We start from the raw sequence: 17873 nt of genomic DNA, 5'->3' as shown, positions 1-17873 counted from the left end.
CAGTTTCTCCTTTGCGTTCCCTGTGTTGCCCTTGTGGGGATTCGTCGGGGTCGCCCACCAGGATTGCGGCAAACGTTGGAGAAATCAACTTGCTACCACCCGAATGTGCGGTACCTTATTCCGCCGCGCACTTCGCCCGTGTGCGCGGCGACCGCTCTGACCCACTGGCCTCGCGAGACGCGTACGACGAACCTCGGAACCAGCGGATTGCCCAACAGCAGCAACGTCCACCAGTACAGAACCCGCCTGACCTTCACCGGCGGGCAGCCTCGGTCGCGGTAGTCACCTTGTAGCTTCGCGAAGCCGTAACCGAGTCGGTACGACTGGCGGATCAGCGGCTTGAACTCGTCGCGGAGGCGATAGGCCACCAGTTGCTCGTTGCTGAAACCCAGCGAGTACCCGGCCAGCTGCGCTCGCCAGCTGAACTCGACGTCCTGGCTGGTCGAATAGCGGTTGTCCATACCGCCCAGATCGCGGTAGACGGACGTCCAACAGCCGAGGCTCGCGCCGATGGCGAAGGGTAGGAACGGGGATTTGCCCTGACGCTCCGGCCGAGTGGTCGGTGTCCAGGACAGGGCACGCGCTGAATTCAGGCTGGTCGTCTCGACGGCGGTACCCACGAGATCGTGCTGCTGCGCCAGGGTCACCAATTCACCGAGCCATGTGGGGTGTACGACGTCGTCCGCGTCGCAGAACGCCAGGAAGTCGCCCGTCGCGGCCTCGACGCCTCGGTTACGGGCATGGGCCGCCCCGGAACTGTCGGACGAATCCACGTAGGTCAGCGTCAACGCATCTTTCAGCGGATGGCTCGAGACGTGGTCGGCCATGTCCGCGCTGCCTCCGTTGTCCGAGACCACGACGTCGAAGGCTCCCGGATAATTCTGCTTTGCGAGTCCGTTCAACTGCTCGTCGAGCAATTGGATGGGGTTCCTCGTAGGGATGACGACGGTTACGTGCGGGGTAAGGGATCGACCCTCGGACATGGCACTCCTGCAGTCAGCCCGTCGATGGGAGCGGGTCCGAGTCCGAACTGTAGTCCACACAACCGTTCGGTACGACTCGTACGGCGCCGCTCTCGATTGTCAGGCCGACGACGAAGCGCGTCGGTATCCGCGAATCGCCGGGACGAGGAACACCGCCACCAGACCGAACGACCACGCCAGCGTCTGCAGCACCGGGACGAGGGTGGGACCGCCCAACGCCAGAGCTCTCATCGCGTCGACCGCACACGACATCGGCTGCGCCGCGACGACAGGCTGTAGCCACGTGGGATACGCCGCAACGGGTACGAAGCCCGAATTGAAGAACAGCAGCAGCGTGCACAGCATCGACACCAGTTCGACGAGCGGAGCGTCTCCGGCGGCCGTCGCGAGGAACGTCACCATCACCGCGAAGCCGAGACCGAACACGATCGGCAGCAGAATCAACCCGATTCCAGCCAGCAGGCCGTTGTTGAATCGGAACCCGAGAACGAAGCCCATCGCAACGATGACGATCGTCGTGACCAGAACTCGCACGGCCTCGGCCATCATGCGTCCGAGCAGACCAGCGGCCCGATGCGTCGGCAGCGTGTAGAAGCGAGACAACAGACCGCTGTTCCGCTCGCCCTTGAGCCCGACGGCACTGACGATCGACCCGAACATTGCGCCGATCAGCGCAATGAGCGGAACCTGTCCGTACACGGCGGGCTGACCCGTGGCCAGCGTGATCGAGTTGCCGAGCACGACCCGAAACATCAGCAGCATCAGCGCCGGGTACAGGATCGCCTGAATCATCGTCGACGGGTCACGCGACCACCGGATCAGCAGACGTTTGCACTGAATCAGGCTGTGCGTCCACAGTGCGCGGGGGGAAGACTCGGGCAGCGGATGTTCGACCTCGGGGAAATCCAGGGTCGATGTCGGTGTCGAACGGGCCGGGTGCAGGTCGGTCATGCTCACTCTCTCCGTCGCAGGCTCGCCCACAGAGCGAGCGGAATCAGCACGACACTCAATCCGATGATCCACAGCAGCGCCGGCAGAATGACCGAGAACGTGATGGCGCCTTCGGCCATGTCTCGCATCGCGGCCGAGAACTGTGAGATCGGCTGGTTGCGGACGAACGGTCGAATCCATTCGGGGAACCCGGTCTCCGGAACGAAGCCGGTCGACGCCATCCCGAGAATCAGTTGGGGGAGCGTCAGCGCCTGGCTCGTCGCCTCCGGACTCTTGGACAACGTGCCGATCGCGTCGGCGCCGAACGACAGCACCGTGCTGATGGCCAGAGCCGTCGCACCGAACATCATGGCCTGCAGTGGACCTGCGCTGAACCGGAAGCCGATGACGTGGCCGTAGATGAGCGCGGCGGTGAGCGTCACCGTGGATCTCAGGAACGCGCTGGTCATGCGGGCCATCAGCGGGGCCCCGATGACGACGGGCATCGTCTTGAGCCGCGTCGACAACCCCGTCAAGGCCTCGGTCGACGCGCGCTGCGCAGACGAGATTGCGGTGAACGCCATGGCCTGCAGGACGATGATCGGCATCAGGAACTGGGCGTAGTCGATGCCCTGGAACTGCATGACGAACTTCAGCGGCAGATAGAAGCCGATGGTGAAGATCAGCGGTGCGATGACCGCGACCAGCAGTTCACCCTTCTTGACCATCGTGCGCACCGTCCGCGCAGTCAGGACACGCCATTGGACGAAACCCGACGGCTCGAACCGCCGTCGACGTGAGCGGTCGTCGCCGGCCTCGCTCTCCGAGGATCGCGAATCTCTCTCGGCTGTGGTCACGGCGTCGGAACCGGGTTGGTGTGGCCGGTCAGAGTCAGGAACACGTCGTCGAGAGACGGCCGTCGCAACGCGATGTCGGCGAGGGGAATGCCCGCTTGGTCGATCCGTCGAAGAACCTCCGACAACGTGCCTGCGCCGTCCGGAGCCGGAATCGACAACCGGTCGACGCCGGGAGTCAGATCCTTGGCGACGGCCTCGGGGACGAGCTCGCCGAGAACCGTCACCACGGCGGGCAGCTGATCGGGATCCAACGGCACGACCTCGCAGAAGTTGCCGCCCGTCATCGCCTTCAACTCGTCCGACGTGCCTTCGGCGATGACGGTGCCTTTGTCGATGACGATGATGTTGTCGCTGAGCACGTCGGCCTCTTCGAGGTACTGCGTCGTCAACAACACGGTGATGCCCTGCGCCTTCAGTGCCTCGACCAGCGACCACACGCCCTGACGAGAGCGGGGATCGAGACCGGTCGTCGGCTCGTCGAGGAACACGACCTTGGGGCGAACGACAAGCCCGCACGCGATGTCGATACGGCGACGCATACCGCCCGAGTAGCCGCGCACAGGACGCTTTCCGGTGTGGACCAGGTCGAACTCCTCGAGGAGGGCCTGGGCGCGAGCCTTGGACGCCTTCTTGTCGAGCCCCATCAATCGGCCGAACAGCTCGATGTTCTCGCGCCCGGACAGCGTGTCGTCGAGTGCGGCGTACTGGCCGGTCATCATGATCGACCGCCGCACTGCCGGCGCCTCGGCGGACACGTCGTGTCCTGCGACGAGAGCGCGCCCTCGGTCGGGCTTGATCAACGTCGACAGAACCTTGACCGTCGTCGTCTTGCCTGCGCCGTTGGGGCCGAGGATTCCCAGAACCGAACCGCGAGGGGCCGAGAAGCTGATCCCGCGGAGAGCGTGGACGTCGTCGAAAGACTTGTGGACGTCCTCCACCAGTACAGCTGCGTCCTCGGACAAGGCCATCGATTCTCCGTACGGTCGGGGACAGTGAGGGTCGAGCAGTTCCGCCCTGAGATGTTACCTGCGGTCACAGCGAACCCGAGCGAACGCTCACGCCCAGTCGATACCGATTTCGTCCTCGACGTCGAGTTTTCGGCACAGCGCCCTGATGCCGCTGTAGTCCTGGATCAGCTGCCGCCTGCTCCCGTCGGACTCGACCTCGTTCAGCATTCGCTCGAAGTCGGGGACCTCCTCCTGACGCAGAATGGCTCGCCACGTCGAGAAGTCCGTACTGGAGAACGCGTCCATTCCGTCTTTCAGGCCGTCGAGAAAACTGCGTCGACCTCGGTCGTCGAGCTTCTCGAACACGATGCCCGCCAGGTCGTCGGCGATCGACGCGTGGCAGTACTCGTCTCGGTTGTGCAGCTTGACGGTTGCCCGGTTCACCGGCTGGACCAGTTCGTTGTCCTCTATCAGGTCGAGGTAGGAGGTGATCGAGATCTCTGCCACCGTCGTGAACGCGAGGGCGCTGAGAGCTGCGCTCTCCGAGTCCGGTGCCGTCAGCTGTGCTTTCTGGCGTCGTCGAACCGTCGCGCTGAAGGGAAGGCTCTGCGTTCGAAGGGGCCAACCGCGCCTGCGACGCGTCAGGACGCTCGCGTTGAGGTGCATGAGGGTGTGGTACTGCTCGTCGACCATTGCCTGAGTGACGGCGACCGCGAGTGTGTCGCCGAGTCCGGTCTCGAAGGCATCCTGCGCCAGCAACGAGAAACCCGGATTGACGACCTGCTGCTCGACGTCCATGACGTTCTTATTGTAGGCGATCCAGCCCCACGCTCGGAGCTTCTCGCGCCTGGCCTCGGGGAGTTCGCGGTAGGTGTCGTGCTCCGCGAACGGAATGAGAGCTTCGGGGAAATCGTGCTTGGCAGGATCGAAGAGGTCGTCGAGATCCGGTTCGGCCTTCTTGACGGTTGCCCGGTGCTCCCAGTTTCCGGCCAGACGCTTGACCACGGCGCTTTCGACGGGGTCGGTGGCGTCGTACTCGGGAAGCGAGGGGTGTTCGATCATTGCGTAGTCCTCTGTCACGTGGCGCTACCTCGAACCGTACCGAAAAGCTCGGTACACAACGCCGAATAGACGTCACCGTTCGGCACCGATGCGCCCGCACGTCGCATGAGTTCGGCGAAGTCCGGCTCGGTTCCGGACGCGACGGTCGCGTCGAGGTCACGAAGCCCGCGCGCCAACGCCGCGCGTGCCGCGGCCGCATGGGGATTGCCGGCCTGAACGTCCCAGTAGACCTCCGGTTGACCACCCGAGACCCGTGCGAGGAGGGCGAGGAGAGTCCGGGCCGGGGGAGGAGCGACGGCGTCGACCAGGGACGCGTCGACGCCCAGTTCGCCCAGCGCCGAACCGAAGGCCAGCACCGCCGCGTGCGTCAGCGCCTGCGTCGCGGCCGCCAACCTGTCGTGCGTATCCGCGTCGAGTTCGACCACGCGCCCACCCCAGCGTCGGACCCTGTCCAGGAACTCGGTCGCAGCTGTTCCGGATCGGTGCGTGACGGCGGCTACCGGGCGGCCCTGCATACCGAGGGCCGGCGCGAACATCGGGTTGATGCCGATGACCGGGCCCGCGATGTCGCCCACGGACGACGCGAATCCCGACTTCACCGACAGCGTTTCGACAAGCAGGCCGGTCGGAGCGCGCCACTGCGAAATTGATTGCAGCGCAACGGATTCCGGAACCGCAAGCACGACGACGCCGGCTGTGCTCAGGTGTGACGCCAACTGTTCGTCAGGGTCCGTGATGTCACCGACGACGTGGTCGATGCTCGCGTCCCGGTCGTGTGGAGCGACACGGTCGACTGTCAGGACCGTCGACCCGTCATCCGCCAGAAGGTGGGCGAGCAGGGTGCCGACGGCACCGCTGCCGCCCGCGACCACGGCGTCGTACGTCTTCATGCGACCAGTATGTAGTGCAGCGGTTCACCGATCGTGCGTGCGCGCGGCGCGCGAGACCCAGATCGTGATGTCGGCATGCACGACCTCGGTCCCGGCCTTGTCGGTGATCCGTACGGGAACGACGAGATCCATGCCGTTGTCGATCGTGTCGAAGTCGGGTATTTCGATCTCGGCGACGGCGTGGAGCGATGTCGTCGCCTTGGTCAGGTACTGCACCCTCATCTCCTTGGGGATCCAGCGGTGCGTCGTCGGGACCGTCGCCTCCGCGAGCATTCCCATCGCGACCTCGGCGAGATTGCACGCGGCGATGGCGTGGAAGGTCCCGAGGTGATTGCGGATGCCCCACCACTTCGGCGTTGTCACCTCGCATCGGCCTGGTTCGAGCGATCGGATGTGGGGGAGAATGGTGCCGAAGTACGGTACGCGCACGCACATTCCCAGAGAGAACAGTGCTTCTCCCACGACAGTGCGTGGCAGGCGCTGCCAGGTGCGGTACGTAGGTCCGACGGTGTTCACAGTGGCGGTCATGTCCGCACCTTACCGCCGAGTAAGTTCGGGCGACAGCGGCATGCGCTGGGCAATCGGGGCGGATTTGTACTCACGGCCGGTGTACGGCATACTGGTCGGGTTGCCTGGGCAGGGACGCGCTTCTGTGCGGCCTCGAACAGGTAAGAACAGCAGAACGGACCAGCACTCTTACGTGAGTGCGTCCGGTTCGCCAGCTCGGAGATGCACCGACGGCCTCGCGCCATGGAGCTTCGGAGAAGAGCAAGCGGTCGAAGTATGAGTAGAAGTACGACACGCCCGACCGCGTGGACCGGAGAACCATGACAGATGAACAGCGGCAACGGATCGGGTACCCGCCTGATCGCCAACGTTCGGTCTGTCGTGCGAGCACGAAGGCAGTTCGAGTCCTATTCGGGGAAACCGAACGACTCGGGGACTGTGCATACGAGGTGGAGCAGGCCGAGTGGCCGGTTCTACGACAAGCGGCAAGAAAAGGACACTAAGCGTGGCGGGACAAAAGATCCGCATCAGGCTCAAGGCCTACGACCATGAGGCGATCGATGCGTCAGCGCGCAAGATCGTCGAGACGGTCACCCGTACGGGTGCCCGCGTCGTCGGACCGGTGCCGTTGCCGACCGAAAAGAACGTGTACTGCGTCATCCGTTCGCCCCACAAGTACAAGGATTCGCGCGAACACTTCGAGATGCGTACTCACAAGCGGCTCATTGACATCCTCGACCCGACGCCGAAGACGGTCGACGCGCTCATGCGCATCGATCTGCCTGCCAGTGTCGACGTCAACATCCAGTGAGCGCGGAGACAACGATGACTGATAACAAGAATCGGCCTGCGACAGGAATTCTGGGCACGAAGCTCGGAATGACCCAGGTCTTCGACGAGAACAACCGCGTCGTTCCCGTGACCGTGATCAAGGCAGGCCCGAACGTGGTCACCCAGATCCGCACGCAGGAGCGCGACGGCTACAGCGCAGTCCAGGTCGCCTTCGGTGCGATCGACCCGCGCAAGGTGAACAAGCCGACCACAGGCCAGTTCGAGAAGGCAGGTGTCACGCCCCGCCGCCACGTCGTGGAGATCCGTGTCGCCGACGCCTCGCAGTTCGAGGTCGGCCAGGAGCTCACCGCCGCTGTGTTCGAGGACGGCGCATTCGTCGACGTCACCGGCACCAGCAAGGGCAAGGGCTTCGCCGGAACCATGAAGCGCCACGGCTTTGCCGGCCAGGGTGCAAGCCACGGTGCGCAGGCTGTCCACCGTCGTCCCGGATCCATCGGTGGTTGTGCAACCCCCGGTCGCGTCTTCAAGGGAATGCGCATGTCCGGACGCATGGGTGGCGACCGCGTCACCACGCAGAACCTCTCGGTCCACAAGGTGGACAGCGAGAACGGTCTGCTCTTGATCAAGGGAGCGATCCCCGGCCGTCGCGGCAACGTCGTGATCGTCAAGTCCGCATTGAAGGGTGGTGCACGGGCATGACCAGCCTCGAGAAGAAGACCAATCTGACGCTGGACGTCAAGGAAGCCGGTGGCAAGACCAACGGCACCGTCGATCTCCCCGCCGAGATCTTCGACGCTCCTGCGAACGTCGCGCTGATGCATCAGGTCGTCGTCGCACAGCTCGCTGCTGCTCGTCAGGGAACGCACTCCACGAAGACTCGTGGCGACGTTCGCGGTGGCGGCAAGAAGCCGTACCGCCAGAAGGGCACCGGCCGCGCTCGTCAGGGCTCGACCCGCGCTCCGCAGTTCGTCGGCGGTGGAACCGTTCACGGACCGCAGCCGCGTGACTACAGCCAGCGGACCCCGAAGAAGATGAAGGCCGCCGCTCTGCGCGGAGCCCTCTCCGACCGGACCCGCAACGAGCGTCTGCACGTGATCACCGAACTGGTGGCCGGACAGACCCCGTCGACCAAGGTTGCCAAGTCGTTCCTCGCCGAGATCTCGGACCGCAAGAAGGTCCTTCTGGTCGTCGGCCGCGAAGACATCGCAGCGTGGAAGAGCGTCCAGAACCTGGACGGCGTGCACCCCATCGCACCCGACCAGCTCAACACGTACGACGTGCTCGAAGCCGATGACGTCGTATTCAGCGTTGAAGCGCTGAACACGTTCATCGCAGGGCCTGCGAAGAACGAGGAGGGAAGCAAGTGACCACCATCGCCGATCCCCGCGACATCTTGCTGGCGCCGGTCATCTCCGAGAAGTCCTACGGACTGATCGAGGAAGGCACCTACACCTTCCTGGTGCACCCGGATTCGAACAAGACGCAGATCAAGATTGCCGTCGAGAAGATCTTCGACGTCACCGTGACCAGCGTCAACACGCAGAACCGTCAGGGCAAGCGCAAGCGGACCCGGTTCGGTTACGGCAAGCGCAAGGACACCAAGCGCGCGCTCGTGACGCTCTCCGCCGACAGCAAGCCCATCGAGATCTTCGGAGGTCCGGTCGCGTAAGCGGCTGGGATTCTTCGGAACTAGAGGACGAGAAGACTCATGGCAATCCGTAAGTACAAGCCGACCACTCCGGGCCGCCGCGGCTCCAGTGTCTCCGATTTCGCGGAGATCACTCGCAGCACGCCCGAGAAGTCGCTGATTCGCCCCCTGCACGGTCGCGGTGGACGTAACGCACACGGTCGTATCACCACCCGGCACAAGGGTGGCGGTCACAAGCGCGCGTACCGTCTGATCGATTTCCGTCGCAACGACAAGGACGGCGTGCCGGCCAAGGTCGCTCACATCGAGTACGACCCCAACCGCACCGCCAACATCGCACTGCTGCACTACGCGGACGGCGAGAAGCGCTACATCGTCGCACCCAAGGGCATCAGCCAGGGATCCCCGATCGAGTCCGGCGCAGGCGCCGACATCAAGCCGGGTAACAACCTGCCGCTGCGCAACATCCCCACGGGTACGACCATCCACGCTGTGGAGCTTCGTCCCGGTGGCGGCGCCAAGATGGCCCGCTCCGCCGGATCGAGCATCCAGCTCCTCGGCAAGGAAGGCACCTACGCCACCCTGCGTATGCCCTCCGGCGAGATCCGTCGCGTCGACGTGCGCTGCCGCGCAACCGTCGGCGAGGTCGGCAACGCCGAGCAGTCGAACATCAACTGGGGCAAGGCCGGCCGTATGCGCTGGAAGGGCAAGCGCCCGACCGTCCGTGGTGTCGTCATGAACCCGGTCGACCACCCGCACGGTGGTGGTGAGGGCAAGACCTCCGGTGGTCGCCACCCGGTCAGCCCCTGGGGACAGCCTGAAGGCCGTACCCGCAAGAACAAGGCGAGCGACAAGCTCATCGTCCGTCGTCGCCGTACCGGCAAGAACAAGCGCTAGGAGGGAGTTCAGAATGCCACGCAGCCTGAAGAAAGGCCCGTTCGTAGACGATCACCTCCTCGCGAAGGTCGACGTCCAGAACGACAAGGGAACCAAGCAGGTCATCAAGACCTGGTCCCGTCGCTCGACAATTCTCCCCGACTTCATCGGTCACACCTTCGCCGTCCACGACGGCCGTAAGCACGTGCCGGTGTTCGTGTCCGACTCGATGGTCGGCCACAAGCTCGGAGAGTTCGCACCGACCCGCACGTTCAAGGGTCACATCAAGGACGACCGGAAGGCGAAGAGGCGATGAGCAAGACCGAAACCGCCAACCCGACTGCAAAGGCCGTCGCGAAGCACGTACGCGTCACGCCCATGAAGGCACGCCGCGTCGTCGATCTGGTTCGCGGGCGCTCCGTCGAGGACGCGCTCAACATCCTGAAGTTCGCGCCGCAGGCAGCCAGCGAGCCGGTCGCCAAGGTGATCGCGTCCGCAGCGGCCAACGCCGAGAACAACCTGGATCTCGACCCCAGCACGCTGGTCGTCGCGACTGCATTCGTGGACGAGGGCGCAACCCTCAAGCGTTTCCAGCCGCGTGCTCAGGGCCGGGCATTCCGGATCCGCAAGCGCACGAGCCACATCACGGTGATCGTCGAGAGCCTGCCCAAGACCGGTGGAACCAGCCGTAACCGCCGCAAGGGTCAGGCGTCCAAGGAAGGGGCTCAGTAGTGGGTCAGAAAATCAACCCGCACGGCTTCCGCTTGGGTATCACCACTGACTGGAAGTCGCGTTGGTACGCAGACAAGCAGTACTCGGAGTACGTCAAGGAAGACGTCGCGATCCGCAAGCTTCTCGCCACCGGCATGGAGCGCGCGGGTATCGCGAAGGTCGAGATCGAGCGCACCCGTGACCGTGTTCGCGTGGACATCCACACGGCACGCCCGGGCATCGTCATCGGTCGCCGTGGCGCCGAAGCCGACCGCATCCGCGGAGCACTCGAGAAGCTGACCGGCAAGCAGGTTCAGCTCAACATCCTCGAGGTCAAGAACGCCGAGTCCGAGGCTCAGCTCGTGGCCCAGGGTGTTGCCGAGCAGCTCAGCAACCGCGTCGCATTCCGTCGCGCGATGCGTAAGGCCATCCAGTCGGCCATGCGTCAGCCGAACGTCAAGGGCATTCGTGTCCAGTGCTCCGGCCGTCTCGGCGGCGCCGAGATGTCCCGCTCGGAGTTCTACCGCGAAGGCCGTGTGCCGCTGCACACGCTTCGTGCGGACATCGACTACGGACTGTACGAAGCCAAGACCACCTTCGGCCGCATCGGCGTGAAGGTCTGGATCTACAAGGGCGACATCGTCGGTGGCCGTCGTGAGCTGGCCGCTGCTGCACCTGCTGCAGGCAACGACCGCCCGCGTCGTGAGCGTCCCTCGCGTCCGCGTCGTTCCGGTGCTTCGGGCACCACGGCGACCAGCACCGAGGCCGGTCGCGCGGCATCCGCAGAGGCTCCGGCCTCGACCGAGTCGAATCAGGAGGGCTGACGATGTTGATCCCACGCCGGGTCAAGCACCGGAAGCAGCACCACCCGAAGCGATCGGGTGCGTCCAAGGGCGGCAACCACGTGACGTTCGGTGACTACGGCATCCAGGCTCTCGAGCCCGCCTACATCACCAACCGTCAGATCGAAGCTTCCCGAATCGCGATCACTCGCCACATCAAGCGTGGCGGCAAGGTCTGGATCAACATCTTCCCGGACCGCCCGCTCACCAAGAAGCCTGCCGAGACCCGAATGGGTTCCGGTAAGGGTTCGCCCGAGTGGTGGGTCGCGAACGTCAAGCCGGGTCGGGTGCTCTTCGAGCTCTCGTTCCCCGACGAAGCAACCGCGCGTGCAGCACTGACTCGCGCAATCCACAAGCTGCCGATGAAGGCACGCATCATCACCAGGGAGGAGCAGTTCTGATGGCTACCGGAACCCCAGCCGCAGAGCTTCGCGAGCTCACCGGTGAAGAGCTGGTCACCAAGCTGCGCGAGTCGAAGGAAGAGCTGTTCAACCTTCGTTTCCAGATGGCTACCGGCCAGCTGGACAACAACCGTCGACTGCGCACCGTTCGTCACGAGATCGCGCGCATCTACACCGTCCTGCGTGAGCGTGAGCTCGGTCTGGCCACCGGCCCTGCCGACGACACTGCAGGTGACGCGGCATGAGCGAGGAAAAGACTGTGACTGAAGGACGCAACAACCGCAAGACCCGCATCGGATACGTCGTATCCGACAAGATGCAGAAGACGATCGTGGTCGAGCTGGAAGACCGGGTCAAGCACCCGCTCTACAGCAAGGTCATCCGTCGCACGACCAAGGTGAAGGCCCACGACGAGAACGGAGTCGCCGGAATCGGTGACCGCGTTCAGCTCATGGAGACCCGCCCGCTGTCCGCCACGAAGCACTGGCGACTGGTCGAGGTCCTCGAGAAGGCCAAGTAGGACTCCCGTCCTTACTGCGAACGAAGCCCGCTCCCGAATGGGAGCGGGCTTTTTCGTATGTTCCGGCGAGGCTCTCAGCGTCCGAGGAGTCCACCGAGCGCGCCACCGACACCCGCCTGTTCGCCGCTTCCACTACCGCCGATCATGCCGACAGGCGGCAGCTCCGACGGTTGGACGACGACGAATCCCTGACCCGCGAACTCCAGTGTGAAGCGCTCGCCGGTCGATCGACCGATCAACGTCCCCAGGCCGAACGAGTCGTTCTTCTTCACTCGCGTAGACAGGCTGGACGACCATGCGACCGCCGCCTGCGGATCGGCGAACGTCGGCTGATCCACGTTCAGCACGACAGGAACGCCGTCGGTCGTGATCGCGATACGGCCTCGTCCGGTGAACACGCAGTTGAAGAATCCGGCATTCCCGCCCGATGCCGCGCCCTGGACGCGTTTGACGTCGTAGCTCAGCGACGAATCGAACGCCAGTACGTTCGCACCGTTGATCGTCAGACCGTCGGACCCGTCGAGATCTATCAGGTGAACGTCCTGGGCGGCGTTCGCGAGGAACAGATCCCCGCGCCCGGAAACCTTCATGAGTGGCACGCCCTCACCGGACAGCGCCTGACGCACGGCTCTGCCGAAGCCACCCGAGCCCTTCGCTTCGAAGCTCAGATCGCCCTGGTAGGCGACCATCGAGCCGGCGCGTGCCATGACGTCGCCGTTCATGCCGACCCGGCACATCTTGCTGCCTTGCTTCTGAATACCCGCGCCGGGGACCTCGGAATGCGCGGGCGCGAACAGGTCACTCTTCATGGGCTGATGCCCTCCTGACGTAGGAGCCGGCGATGTGGGAGCGGCCGCCGGGGTGGGTGGGGGAGTGATCGTGGGCGACGCGGCCGACGCGTGGGCTGGCTCTTCGTCGATGCTGATGCCGAAAGCTGTTGCCAGCCCGGCCAATCCGTCGGCATAGCCTTGGCCCACCGCGCGGAGCTTCCAGTCCGAGCCGCGGCGGTAGATCTCGAGACAGACCAGGGCGGACTCGTCAGCTCCGGCATCGGCTCGGTAGCTCACGACGGCGCTTCCCGACGCGTCGCCCACTGTCGTCGCGACAGGACCGGCGGCCGCGAAGGTCGTCGGGCCTGTGCCATCCAGCGATGCCGTGATTGCGACTGTGTCGATGTCGGACGGAATGTGGGCGGTGTCGACGACGATACGGTGACGGCTGCCCTCGTGGCGGTACTCGACGCCGGGCCCGACGGGTTGGTTGTAGAAGATCAGGTCCGCATCCGAACGAACACGGCCGTCCGCGGCGAGCAACAACGCCGACACGTCCAGCGGATACGCGCTCTCGACGTGGATCGTCATGGTGGACGACGGGGCCGGACAATTCTCCCCAGGGGCGAGTGTCTTCACGAGATCCAGTGTGCCCGACGTCGGCAGAACCGGGGGATCGGCCGCAGAATCGAACGGAAATGGCGAAATTATTCTTTCGGCGGTTTCAAGTCGATCAATCGACCGACAACAATTTCGTTCGACCTGTTACGAGATGCACAGGACGGTCCGAATGGATTAGTGTCGAATCGCTGTACGTCTCTTCATGTTTTCCGGCTGCCGACGCGAGCGGGGTTTCGATGACCGAACTGCAGGTTTCCGAGAAATCGGAATCCAAACGCCATCACGACGAGATCCTGGTCTCCGTCGTCATTCCCGCAAAGAATTCGCTGCCGGATCTCGACGACCAGCTGGACAGTCTCGCCAAGCAGAGCTACCCGGGCCCGGTCGAGGTCGTGATCGCCGACAACGGGTCGGACGACGGCCTCGACCAACATGTGCGCGAATACGCCCGCAAGGGACTGCTCGACGTGCGCTACGTGGACGCGTCGGGGAAGGCGGGACCGTCGTATGCACGCAACCAGGGCGCGAACGCTGCCCGTGGTGAGTTCCTTGCCTTCTGCGACGCGGACGACGTCGTGCACGCAGACTGGCTTGCCACGTTGGTCGATCTGGCGCAGGAGAGCGACGTCGTCGGCACCGCTGTCGAGACCGACTCGATCAATACGGCCAAGGCGCTCGACTGGACGCCGACGAGTCCGCCTGAGACGCAAGGGAAGACCACATTTCTGCCTTTTGCGATCGGTGCGAGTTTCGGTTGCTGGGCTTCGGTATATCGCGCACTCGGAGGAATGTCGTCCGAATTGAAAGCAAGCGAGGACGTCGAATTCTGCTGGCGCGCGCAATTGACGGGGTACACCCTTGCTTTCGCGCAAAAACAACTGGTCGGATATCGACTCCGCGACAGGCTTGTGCCGTTGATCAGACAGTCCTACAAATTGGGCTACGGGTTCGCCCAGGTGCAAGGGCTCTATCGCGCCCAGGGCTGCCCGCCGGTCCATCTACGACGGGCCATGCGATGGTGGGGGCTGTTGCTTCTCGGCAACCCGCTCGTGCCGCGATTCGTCACGCGAGTCTCGCGTGGACAATGGTTGCGCGCCGTAGCTGCCCACGTCGGTGAGGTACGCGGGGGATTGAAGTACCACACGTTCGTCTGGTGACCAGCCTCGATTTGGTTTCGGCTCGGTAGTTCCCTACACTTGACCAGTTGCCTGTGGCAGCGGTGTGCCCTCGTGCGCCCGTGTTGCGGCAGCCGACCGCGCGTGTCGGGACGGAAATCCGGCACGTAAGCACATCCAGGTCTAGGAGAAGTTTGTGATTCAGCAGGAGTCGCGCGTACGCGTTGCTGATAACACGGGCGCGAAGGAAATCCTTTGCATCCGCGTTCTCGGCGGCTCGTCACGTCGCTACGCCGGAATCGGCGACGTCATCGTGGCAACGGTGAAGGACGCCATTCCCGGCGGCAACATCAAGAAGGGTGAGGTCGTCAAGGCCGTCATCGTGCGTACCGTCAAGGAGCGCCGTCGTCCGGATGGCTCGTACATCCGTTTCGACGAGAACGCTGCGGTGCTCATCAAGGCCGACAACGATCCCCGTGGAACTCGTATCTTCGGCCCGGTCGGCCGCGAGCTCCGCGAGAAGAAGTTCATGAAGATCGTCTCGCTCGCCCCGGAGGTGCTGTAAATGAAGGTGCACAAGGGCGACACCGTTCTCGTGATCGCAGGTAAGGACAAGGGCGCCAAGGGCAAGGTCATCCAGGCCTACCCGGCTGATTCCAAGGTCCTCGTCGAGGGCGTGAACCGCATCAAGAAGCACACCGCGGTTTCCGCGAACCAGCGTGGCGCCTCCTCGGGCGGCATCGTCACGCAGGAAGCCCCGATCCACGTTTCGAACGTCGCGGTCATCGACTCGGACGGCAACCCCACCCGCGTGGGCTACCGGACCGACGAAGAGACCGGCAAGCGCGTTCGTATTTCCCGGAAGAACGGGAAGGACATCTGAGATGACTACCACTGAGAACACGCAGCCTCGGCTGAAGGCGCGCTACCGCGCCGAGATCCGCGACGCTCTCAACTCCGAGTTCGCATACGACAACGTCATGCAGATCCCGGGTGTTGTGAAGGTCGTCGTCAACATGGGTGTCGGCGACGCCGCCCGTGACGCGAAGCTGATCAACGGCGCAGTTGCCGACCTCGCTGCGATCACCGGTCAGAAGCCGGAGATCCGCAAGGCGCGCAAGTCCATCGCACAGTTCAAGCTCCGCGAAGGAATGCCCATCGGTGCGCGCGTCACGCTGCGCGGCGACCGCATGTGGGAGTTCCTGGACCGCCTGACCTCCATTGCCCTTCCCCGAATCAGGGACTTCCGTGGCCTCTCCGGCACGCAGTTCGACGGCAACGGCAACTACACGTTCGGCCTCAACGAGCAGTCGATGTTCCACGAGATCGACGTGGACAAGATCGATCGTCCGCGCGGCATGGACATCACTGTGGTGACCACCGCAACCAACAACGAAGAAGGCCGCGCGCTGCTCAAGCACCTCGGCTTCCCGTTCAAGGAGAACTGAGTCCATGGCTAAGAAGGCATTGGTCAACAAGGCCAACAAGAAGCCGAAGTTCGCTGTGCGCGCCTACACGCGTTGCAACCGCTGCGGCCGTCCCCACTCGGTGTTCCGCAAGTTCGGCTTGTGCCGTATCTGCGTTCGCGAGATGGCGCACCGCGGTGAGCTTCCTGGCGTTCACAAGAGCTCCTGGTGATCTGAGGCCCTCGGGCCTCGCACCACGCTGACGGGCGTGGGTTCCGAATGGAACCCACGCCCGTTTTTGCGCGTAACGGACGATTTGGAGATCGGCGGCCCATTGCCTACACTTGTGCGGTTGCCCGGGCTTCGTCGTGCCTGCACACGAGTCCTTGCAATGACAGACGCAACCTCGAGTCTTCCACGTTGAAACTCGTAACACCTGGCAGTGCAGCGATGCATTGCCAGGAGCGCAACCCCTGACCGGCAACAGTCGGTCAGGACATGTTCACTTCGCTGTAGGCCCACGATGTGACGAGCCAGGCCAAGGGTTTTCTTTCGACCCGGTGGCACCAGTTCGCGCGTGCTGCATGGGAACCGCTGCGAGAAAGGTGCACAGGTCACACCATGACGATGACCGATCCAATCGCAGACTTCTTGACTCGTCTGCGCAACGCCAACTCGGCGTACCACGACCAGGTGAAGCTTCCTCACTCGAAGCTGAAGGCGAACATCGCCGACATCCTGAAGCGCGAGGGCTACATCGCTGATTACCGTACCGAGGACGCAGAGGTGGGCAAGACCCTCGTCGTCGACCTCAAGTACGGACCCAGCCGTGAGCGCAGCCTCGCCGGCGTGCGTCGCATCTCGAAGCCCGGCCTTCGTGTGTACGCGAAATCCACCAATCTGCCCAAGGTTCTCGGCGGACTGGGCGTGGCGATCATCTCCACGTCCACCGGTCTGCTCACGGAGCGTCAGGCGGCCAAGCAGGGTGTGGGCGGAGAAGTCCTCGCCTACGTCTGGTAGGGGAGGCCACCACCATGTCACGTATTGGAAAATTGCCGGTCGCGGTTCCCGCGGGCGTCGACATCACCATCGACGGCCAGAACGTCGCGGTCAAGGGCCCCAAGGGTTCCCTCGAGCTGACGATCGCCGAGCCCATCCAGATCGCCCGAGCCGAGGACGGCAGCATCGCTGTCACCCGTCCGGACGACGAGCGTCGTAGCCGCTCGCTGCATGGCCTCTCGCGCACCCTCGTCGCCAACCTCATCACCGGTGTCACCAACGGTTACACCACCAAGATGGAGATTCACGGCGTCGGTTACCGCGTTGTCCTCAAGGGCAAGGACCTCGAGTTCGCTCTCGGGTACAGCCACCCCGTGCTGATCGAGGCACCGGAAGGCATCACGTTCACGGTGGAGTCGCCCACGCGATTCACCATCAGCGGCATCGACAAGCAGGCAGTCGGCCAGATCGCTGCCAACATTCGTCGTCTGCGGCGTCCGGACCCGTACAAGGGCAAGGGCATCCGCTACGAGGGTGAAGTCATCCGCCGCAAGGTCGGAAAGACGGGTAAGTGATATGAGCCAGACAACAGACAAGGCGAAGGTCGACCGCACTCCTCGCGGAACCGACGTCTCGACGAAGCGCCGCCTCTCCAAGGCACGTCGCCACTTCCGCCTGCGCAAGAAGATCTCCGGAACGCCCGAGCGTCCCCGGTTGGTCGTCAACCGCTCCTCACGCCACATCCATGTCCAGCTCGTGGACGACCTCGCAGGCCACACGTTGGCCAGCGCGTCGACCATCGAGGCGGACGTGCGCGCGTTGGACGGCGACAAGAAGGCGCAGAGCGCCAAGGTCGGCGAGCTCATCGCCAGCCGCGCCAAGGCAGCTGGAATCGACGCGGTCGTCTTCGACCGCGGCGGCAACACCTACAGCGGCCGCATCGCGGCTCTGGCAGATGCTGCCCGCGAAGGCGGGTTGGCATTCTGATGATGACCA

27 protein-coding genes are annotated in these 17873 nt (G+C 64.0%); 19 read left to right on the top strand and 8 right to left on the bottom strand.

Annotation, left to right across the window (positions count from 1 at the left end):
- Nucleotides 1-92: 92 nt before the first annotated feature.
- The 7 genes from A3K89_RS25025 to A3K89_RS24995 form a co-directional block, all read right to left on the bottom strand.
- On the bottom strand, nucleotides 93-983 hold the full coding sequence (locus A3K89_RS25025) for a glycosyltransferase (RefSeq protein WP_084424125.1): 891 nt from the start codon (nucleotides 981-983) through the stop codon (nucleotides 93-95).
- Between the two features lie 99 nt (nucleotides 984-1082).
- Complete coding sequence (locus tag A3K89_RS25020) at nucleotides 1083-1934, bottom strand: ABC transporter permease (protein WP_068432334.1); 852 nt, start codon at nucleotides 1932-1934, stop codon at nucleotides 1083-1085.
- A 2-nt stretch (nucleotides 1935-1936) separates the two neighbouring features.
- A complete protein-coding gene (locus A3K89_RS25015; protein WP_068432333.1) occupies nucleotides 1937-2770 on the bottom strand; it encodes an ABC transporter permease in 834 nt (277 codons plus the stop codon).
- Nucleotides 2767-3738, bottom strand: a complete 972-nt coding sequence (locus A3K89_RS25010; protein WP_068432332.1) for a daunorubicin/doxorubicin resistance ABC transporter ATP-binding protein DrrA — start codon at nucleotides 3736-3738, stop codon at nucleotides 2767-2769. The genes A3K89_RS25015 and A3K89_RS25010 overlap by 4 nt, the downstream gene beginning before the upstream one ends.
- 87 nt (nucleotides 3739-3825) lie before the next feature.
- A complete protein-coding gene (locus A3K89_RS25005; RefSeq protein ID WP_068432480.1) occupies nucleotides 3826-4779 on the bottom strand; it encodes an AurF N-oxygenase family protein in 954 nt (317 codons plus the stop codon).
- 14 nt (nucleotides 4780-4793) lie between these two features.
- Nucleotides 4794-5669 (bottom strand): prephenate dehydrogenase dimerization domain-containing protein, encoded by an 876-nt coding sequence (locus tag A3K89_RS25000; RefSeq protein WP_068432331.1) that lies wholly within the window; start codon nucleotides 5667-5669, stop codon nucleotides 4794-4796.
- A gap of 24 nt (nucleotides 5670-5693) precedes the next feature.
- Nucleotides 5694-6197, bottom strand: a complete 504-nt coding sequence (locus A3K89_RS24995; RefSeq protein ID WP_068432325.1) for a hotdog fold domain-containing protein — start codon at nucleotides 6195-6197, stop codon at nucleotides 5694-5696.
- Nucleotides 6198-6681: 484 nt separating this feature from the next.
- Here A3K89_RS24995 and rpsJ point away from each other — a divergent pair, with 484 nt between their 5' ends.
- The 11 genes from rpsJ to rpsQ are packed head-to-tail and all read left to right on the top strand — an operon-like array spanning nucleotide 6682 to nucleotide 11966.
- Nucleotides 6682-6987 carry a 30S ribosomal protein S10 gene (gene rpsJ, locus A3K89_RS24990; protein WP_003938093.1) on the top strand — a complete coding sequence of 102 codons (306 nt, stop codon included), beginning with the start codon at nucleotides 6682-6684 and terminating at the stop codon, nucleotides 6985-6987.
- A 14-nt stretch (nucleotides 6988-7001) separates the two neighbouring features.
- Nucleotides 7002-7667 (top strand): 50S ribosomal protein L3, encoded by a 666-nt coding sequence (gene rplC / locus A3K89_RS24985; protein WP_068432479.1) that lies wholly within the window; start codon nucleotides 7002-7004, stop codon nucleotides 7665-7667.
- Complete coding sequence (gene rplD, locus A3K89_RS24980; RefSeq protein WP_068432322.1) at nucleotides 7664-8335, top strand: 50S ribosomal protein L4; 672 nt, start codon at nucleotides 7664-7666, stop codon at nucleotides 8333-8335. The genes rplC and rplD overlap by 4 nt, the downstream gene beginning before the upstream one ends.
- Complete coding sequence (gene rplW, locus A3K89_RS24975; RefSeq protein ID WP_068432316.1) at nucleotides 8332-8637, top strand: 50S ribosomal protein L23; 306 nt, start codon at nucleotides 8332-8334, stop codon at nucleotides 8635-8637. Before rplD ends, rplW begins: the two co-directional genes overlap by 4 nt.
- 39 nt (nucleotides 8638-8676) lie before the next feature.
- Nucleotides 8677-9513: a 50S ribosomal protein L2 gene (gene rplB / locus A3K89_RS24970; protein WP_068432314.1), complete on the top strand. Its 837-nt coding sequence runs from the start codon at nucleotides 8677-8679 to the stop codon at nucleotides 9511-9513.
- A gap of 13 nt (nucleotides 9514-9526) precedes the next feature.
- Nucleotides 9527-9808, top strand: a complete 282-nt coding sequence (rpsS, locus tag A3K89_RS24965; protein WP_008718309.1) for a 30S ribosomal protein S19 — start codon at nucleotides 9527-9529, stop codon at nucleotides 9806-9808.
- Complete coding sequence (gene rplV, locus A3K89_RS24960) at nucleotides 9805-10224, top strand: 50S ribosomal protein L22 (protein WP_068432312.1); 420 nt, start codon at nucleotides 9805-9807, stop codon at nucleotides 10222-10224. The genes rpsS and rplV overlap by 4 nt, the downstream gene beginning before the upstream one ends.
- A complete protein-coding gene (gene rpsC / locus A3K89_RS24955) occupies nucleotides 10224-11027 on the top strand; it encodes a 30S ribosomal protein S3 (protein ID WP_068432310.1) in 804 nt (267 codons plus the stop codon). Before rplV ends, rpsC begins: the two co-directional genes overlap by 1 nt.
- Before the next feature lie 2 nt (nucleotides 11028-11029).
- Entirely contained in the window at nucleotides 11030-11446 is a 417-nt protein-coding gene (gene rplP, locus A3K89_RS24950; protein ID WP_068432308.1) for a 50S ribosomal protein L16, read from the top strand.
- A complete protein-coding gene (rpmC, locus tag A3K89_RS24945) occupies nucleotides 11446-11691 on the top strand; it encodes a 50S ribosomal protein L29 (RefSeq protein WP_019663551.1) in 246 nt (81 codons plus the stop codon). Before rplP ends, rpmC begins: the two co-directional genes overlap by 1 nt.
- A complete protein-coding gene (rpsQ, locus tag A3K89_RS24940; protein ID WP_068432307.1) occupies nucleotides 11688-11966 on the top strand; it encodes a 30S ribosomal protein S17 in 279 nt (92 codons plus the stop codon). The genes rpmC and rpsQ overlap by 4 nt, the downstream gene beginning before the upstream one ends.
- Nucleotides 11967-12040: 74 nt before the next feature.
- Here the strand turns inward: rpsQ and A3K89_RS24935 are convergent, their stop codons facing one another.
- Nucleotides 12041-13384 carry an AIM24 family protein gene (locus A3K89_RS24935; protein WP_174551512.1) on the bottom strand — a complete coding sequence of 448 codons (1344 nt, stop codon included), beginning with the start codon at nucleotides 13382-13384 and terminating at the stop codon, nucleotides 12041-12043.
- Nucleotides 13385-13593: 209 nt separating this feature from the next.
- On the opposite strand from A3K89_RS24935, the gene A3K89_RS24930 reads away from it, so the two are divergent.
- The 8 genes from A3K89_RS24930 (at nucleotide 13594) to rplR (ending at nucleotide 17864) form a co-directional block, all read left to right on the top strand.
- Nucleotides 13594-14514: a glycosyltransferase gene (locus A3K89_RS24930; protein WP_068432305.1), complete on the top strand. Its 921-nt coding sequence runs from the start codon at nucleotides 13594-13596 to the stop codon at nucleotides 14512-14514.
- 154 nt (nucleotides 14515-14668) lie between these two features.
- Nucleotides 14669-15037: a 50S ribosomal protein L14 gene (rplN, locus tag A3K89_RS24925; RefSeq protein WP_068432300.1), complete on the top strand. Its 369-nt coding sequence runs from the start codon at nucleotides 14669-14671 to the stop codon at nucleotides 15035-15037.
- Entirely contained in the window at nucleotides 15038-15355 is a 318-nt protein-coding gene (gene rplX, locus A3K89_RS24920) for a 50S ribosomal protein L24 (RefSeq protein ID WP_068432297.1), read from the top strand.
- Nucleotide 15356: 1 nt separating this feature from the next.
- On the top strand, nucleotides 15357-15920 hold the full coding sequence (gene rplE, locus A3K89_RS24915) for a 50S ribosomal protein L5 (protein WP_068432294.1): 564 nt from the start codon (nucleotides 15357-15359) through the stop codon (nucleotides 15918-15920).
- Between the two features lie 4 nt (nucleotides 15921-15924).
- Nucleotides 15925-16110 carry a type Z 30S ribosomal protein S14 gene (locus A3K89_RS25635; RefSeq protein ID WP_084424121.1) on the top strand — a complete coding sequence of 62 codons (186 nt, stop codon included), beginning with the start codon at nucleotides 15925-15927 and terminating at the stop codon, nucleotides 16108-16110.
- Between the two features lie 389 nt (nucleotides 16111-16499).
- The gene (gene rpsH / locus A3K89_RS24910; RefSeq protein WP_068432291.1) at nucleotides 16500-16898 is read left to right on the top strand and encodes a 30S ribosomal protein S8; all 399 of its coding nucleotides are present in this window, start codon (nucleotides 16500-16502) and stop codon (nucleotides 16896-16898) included.
- Nucleotides 16899-16912: 14 nt separating this feature from the next.
- Nucleotides 16913-17452 carry a 50S ribosomal protein L6 gene (rplF, locus tag A3K89_RS24905; protein WP_068432288.1) on the top strand — a complete coding sequence of 180 codons (540 nt, stop codon included), beginning with the start codon at nucleotides 16913-16915 and terminating at the stop codon, nucleotides 17450-17452.
- A gap of 1 nt (nucleotide 17453) precedes the next feature.
- Nucleotides 17454-17864 (top strand): 50S ribosomal protein L18, encoded by a 411-nt coding sequence (rplR, locus tag A3K89_RS24900; RefSeq protein WP_068432286.1) that lies wholly within the window; start codon nucleotides 17454-17456, stop codon nucleotides 17862-17864.
- Nucleotides 17865-17873: the final 9 nt, after the last annotated feature.

Origin of the sequence: Rhodococcoides kyotonense, assembly GCF_001645385.1 — a bacterium.
GTDB lineage: Bacteria > Actinomycetota > Actinomycetes > Mycobacteriales > Mycobacteriaceae > Rhodococcoides > Rhodococcoides kyotonensis_B.
The sequence above is the reverse complement of the archived record's forward strand: the minus strand, read 5'-3'. Positions and strand labels throughout refer to the sequence as shown.

What these genes read in the sequence shown, in the direction of transcription:
- A3K89_RS24995 (WP_068432325.1), bottom strand. Translation starts at nt 6,197, where the DNA reads ATGACCGCCACTGTGAACACCGTCGGACCTACGTACCGCACCTGGCAG.
- A3K89_RS24930 (WP_068432305.1), top strand. Translation starts at nt 13,594, where the DNA reads ATGACCGAACTGCAGGTTTCCGAGAAATCGGAATCCAAACGCCATCAC.
- A3K89_RS25010 (WP_068432332.1), bottom strand. Translation starts at nt 3,738, where the DNA reads ATGGCCTTGTCCGAGGACGCAGCTGTACTGGTGGAGGACGTCCACAAG.
- rplD (WP_068432322.1), top strand. Translation starts at nt 7,664, where the DNA reads ATGACCAGCCTCGAGAAGAAGACCAATCTGACGCTGGACGTCAAGGAA.
- rplV (WP_068432312.1), top strand. Translation starts at nt 9,805, where the DNA reads ATGAGCAAGACCGAAACCGCCAACCCGACTGCAAAGGCCGTCGCGAAG.
- rpmC (WP_019663551.1), top strand. Translation starts at nt 11,446, where the DNA reads ATGGCTACCGGAACCCCAGCCGCAGAGCTTCGCGAGCTCACCGGTGAA.
- rplX (WP_068432297.1), top strand. Translation starts at nt 15,038, where the DNA reads ATGAAGGTGCACAAGGGCGACACCGTTCTCGTGATCGCAGGTAAGGAC.
- A3K89_RS25025 (WP_084424125.1), bottom strand. Translation starts at nt 983, where the DNA reads ATGTCCGAGGGTCGATCCCTTACCCCGCACGTAACCGTCGTCATCCCT.
- A3K89_RS25005 (WP_068432480.1), bottom strand. Translation starts at nt 4,779, where the DNA reads ATGATCGAACACCCCTCGCTTCCCGAGTACGACGCCACCGACCCCGTC.
- rpsQ (WP_068432307.1), top strand. Translation starts at nt 11,688, where the DNA reads ATGAGCGAGGAAAAGACTGTGACTGAAGGACGCAACAACCGCAAGACC.
- A3K89_RS25635 (WP_084424121.1), top strand. Translation starts at nt 15,925, where the DNA reads ATGGCTAAGAAGGCATTGGTCAACAAGGCCAACAAGAAGCCGAAGTTC.
- rpsS (WP_008718309.1), top strand. Translation starts at nt 9,527, where the DNA reads ATGCCACGCAGCCTGAAGAAAGGCCCGTTCGTAGACGATCACCTCCTC.
- rplF (WP_068432288.1), top strand. Translation starts at nt 16,913, where the DNA reads ATGTCACGTATTGGAAAATTGCCGGTCGCGGTTCCCGCGGGCGTCGAC.
- rpsH (WP_068432291.1), top strand. Translation starts at nt 16,500, where the DNA reads ATGACGATGACCGATCCAATCGCAGACTTCTTGACTCGTCTGCGCAAC.
- rplP (WP_068432308.1), top strand. Translation starts at nt 11,030, where the DNA reads ATGTTGATCCCACGCCGGGTCAAGCACCGGAAGCAGCACCACCCGAAG.
- A3K89_RS25020 (WP_068432334.1), bottom strand. Translation starts at nt 1,934, where the DNA reads ATGACCGACCTGCACCCGGCCCGTTCGACACCGACATCGACCCTGGAT.
- rplR (WP_068432286.1), top strand. Translation starts at nt 17,454, where the DNA reads ATGAGCCAGACAACAGACAAGGCGAAGGTCGACCGCACTCCTCGCGGA.
- rplB (WP_068432314.1), top strand. Translation starts at nt 8,677, where the DNA reads ATGGCAATCCGTAAGTACAAGCCGACCACTCCGGGCCGCCGCGGCTCC.
- rplE (WP_068432294.1), top strand. Translation starts at nt 15,357, where the DNA reads ATGACTACCACTGAGAACACGCAGCCTCGGCTGAAGGCGCGCTACCGC.
- rplC (WP_068432479.1), top strand. Translation starts at nt 7,002, where the DNA reads ATGACTGATAACAAGAATCGGCCTGCGACAGGAATTCTGGGCACGAAG.
- A3K89_RS25000 (WP_068432331.1), bottom strand. Translation starts at nt 5,669, where the DNA reads ATGAAGACGTACGACGCCGTGGTCGCGGGCGGCAGCGGTGCCGTCGGC.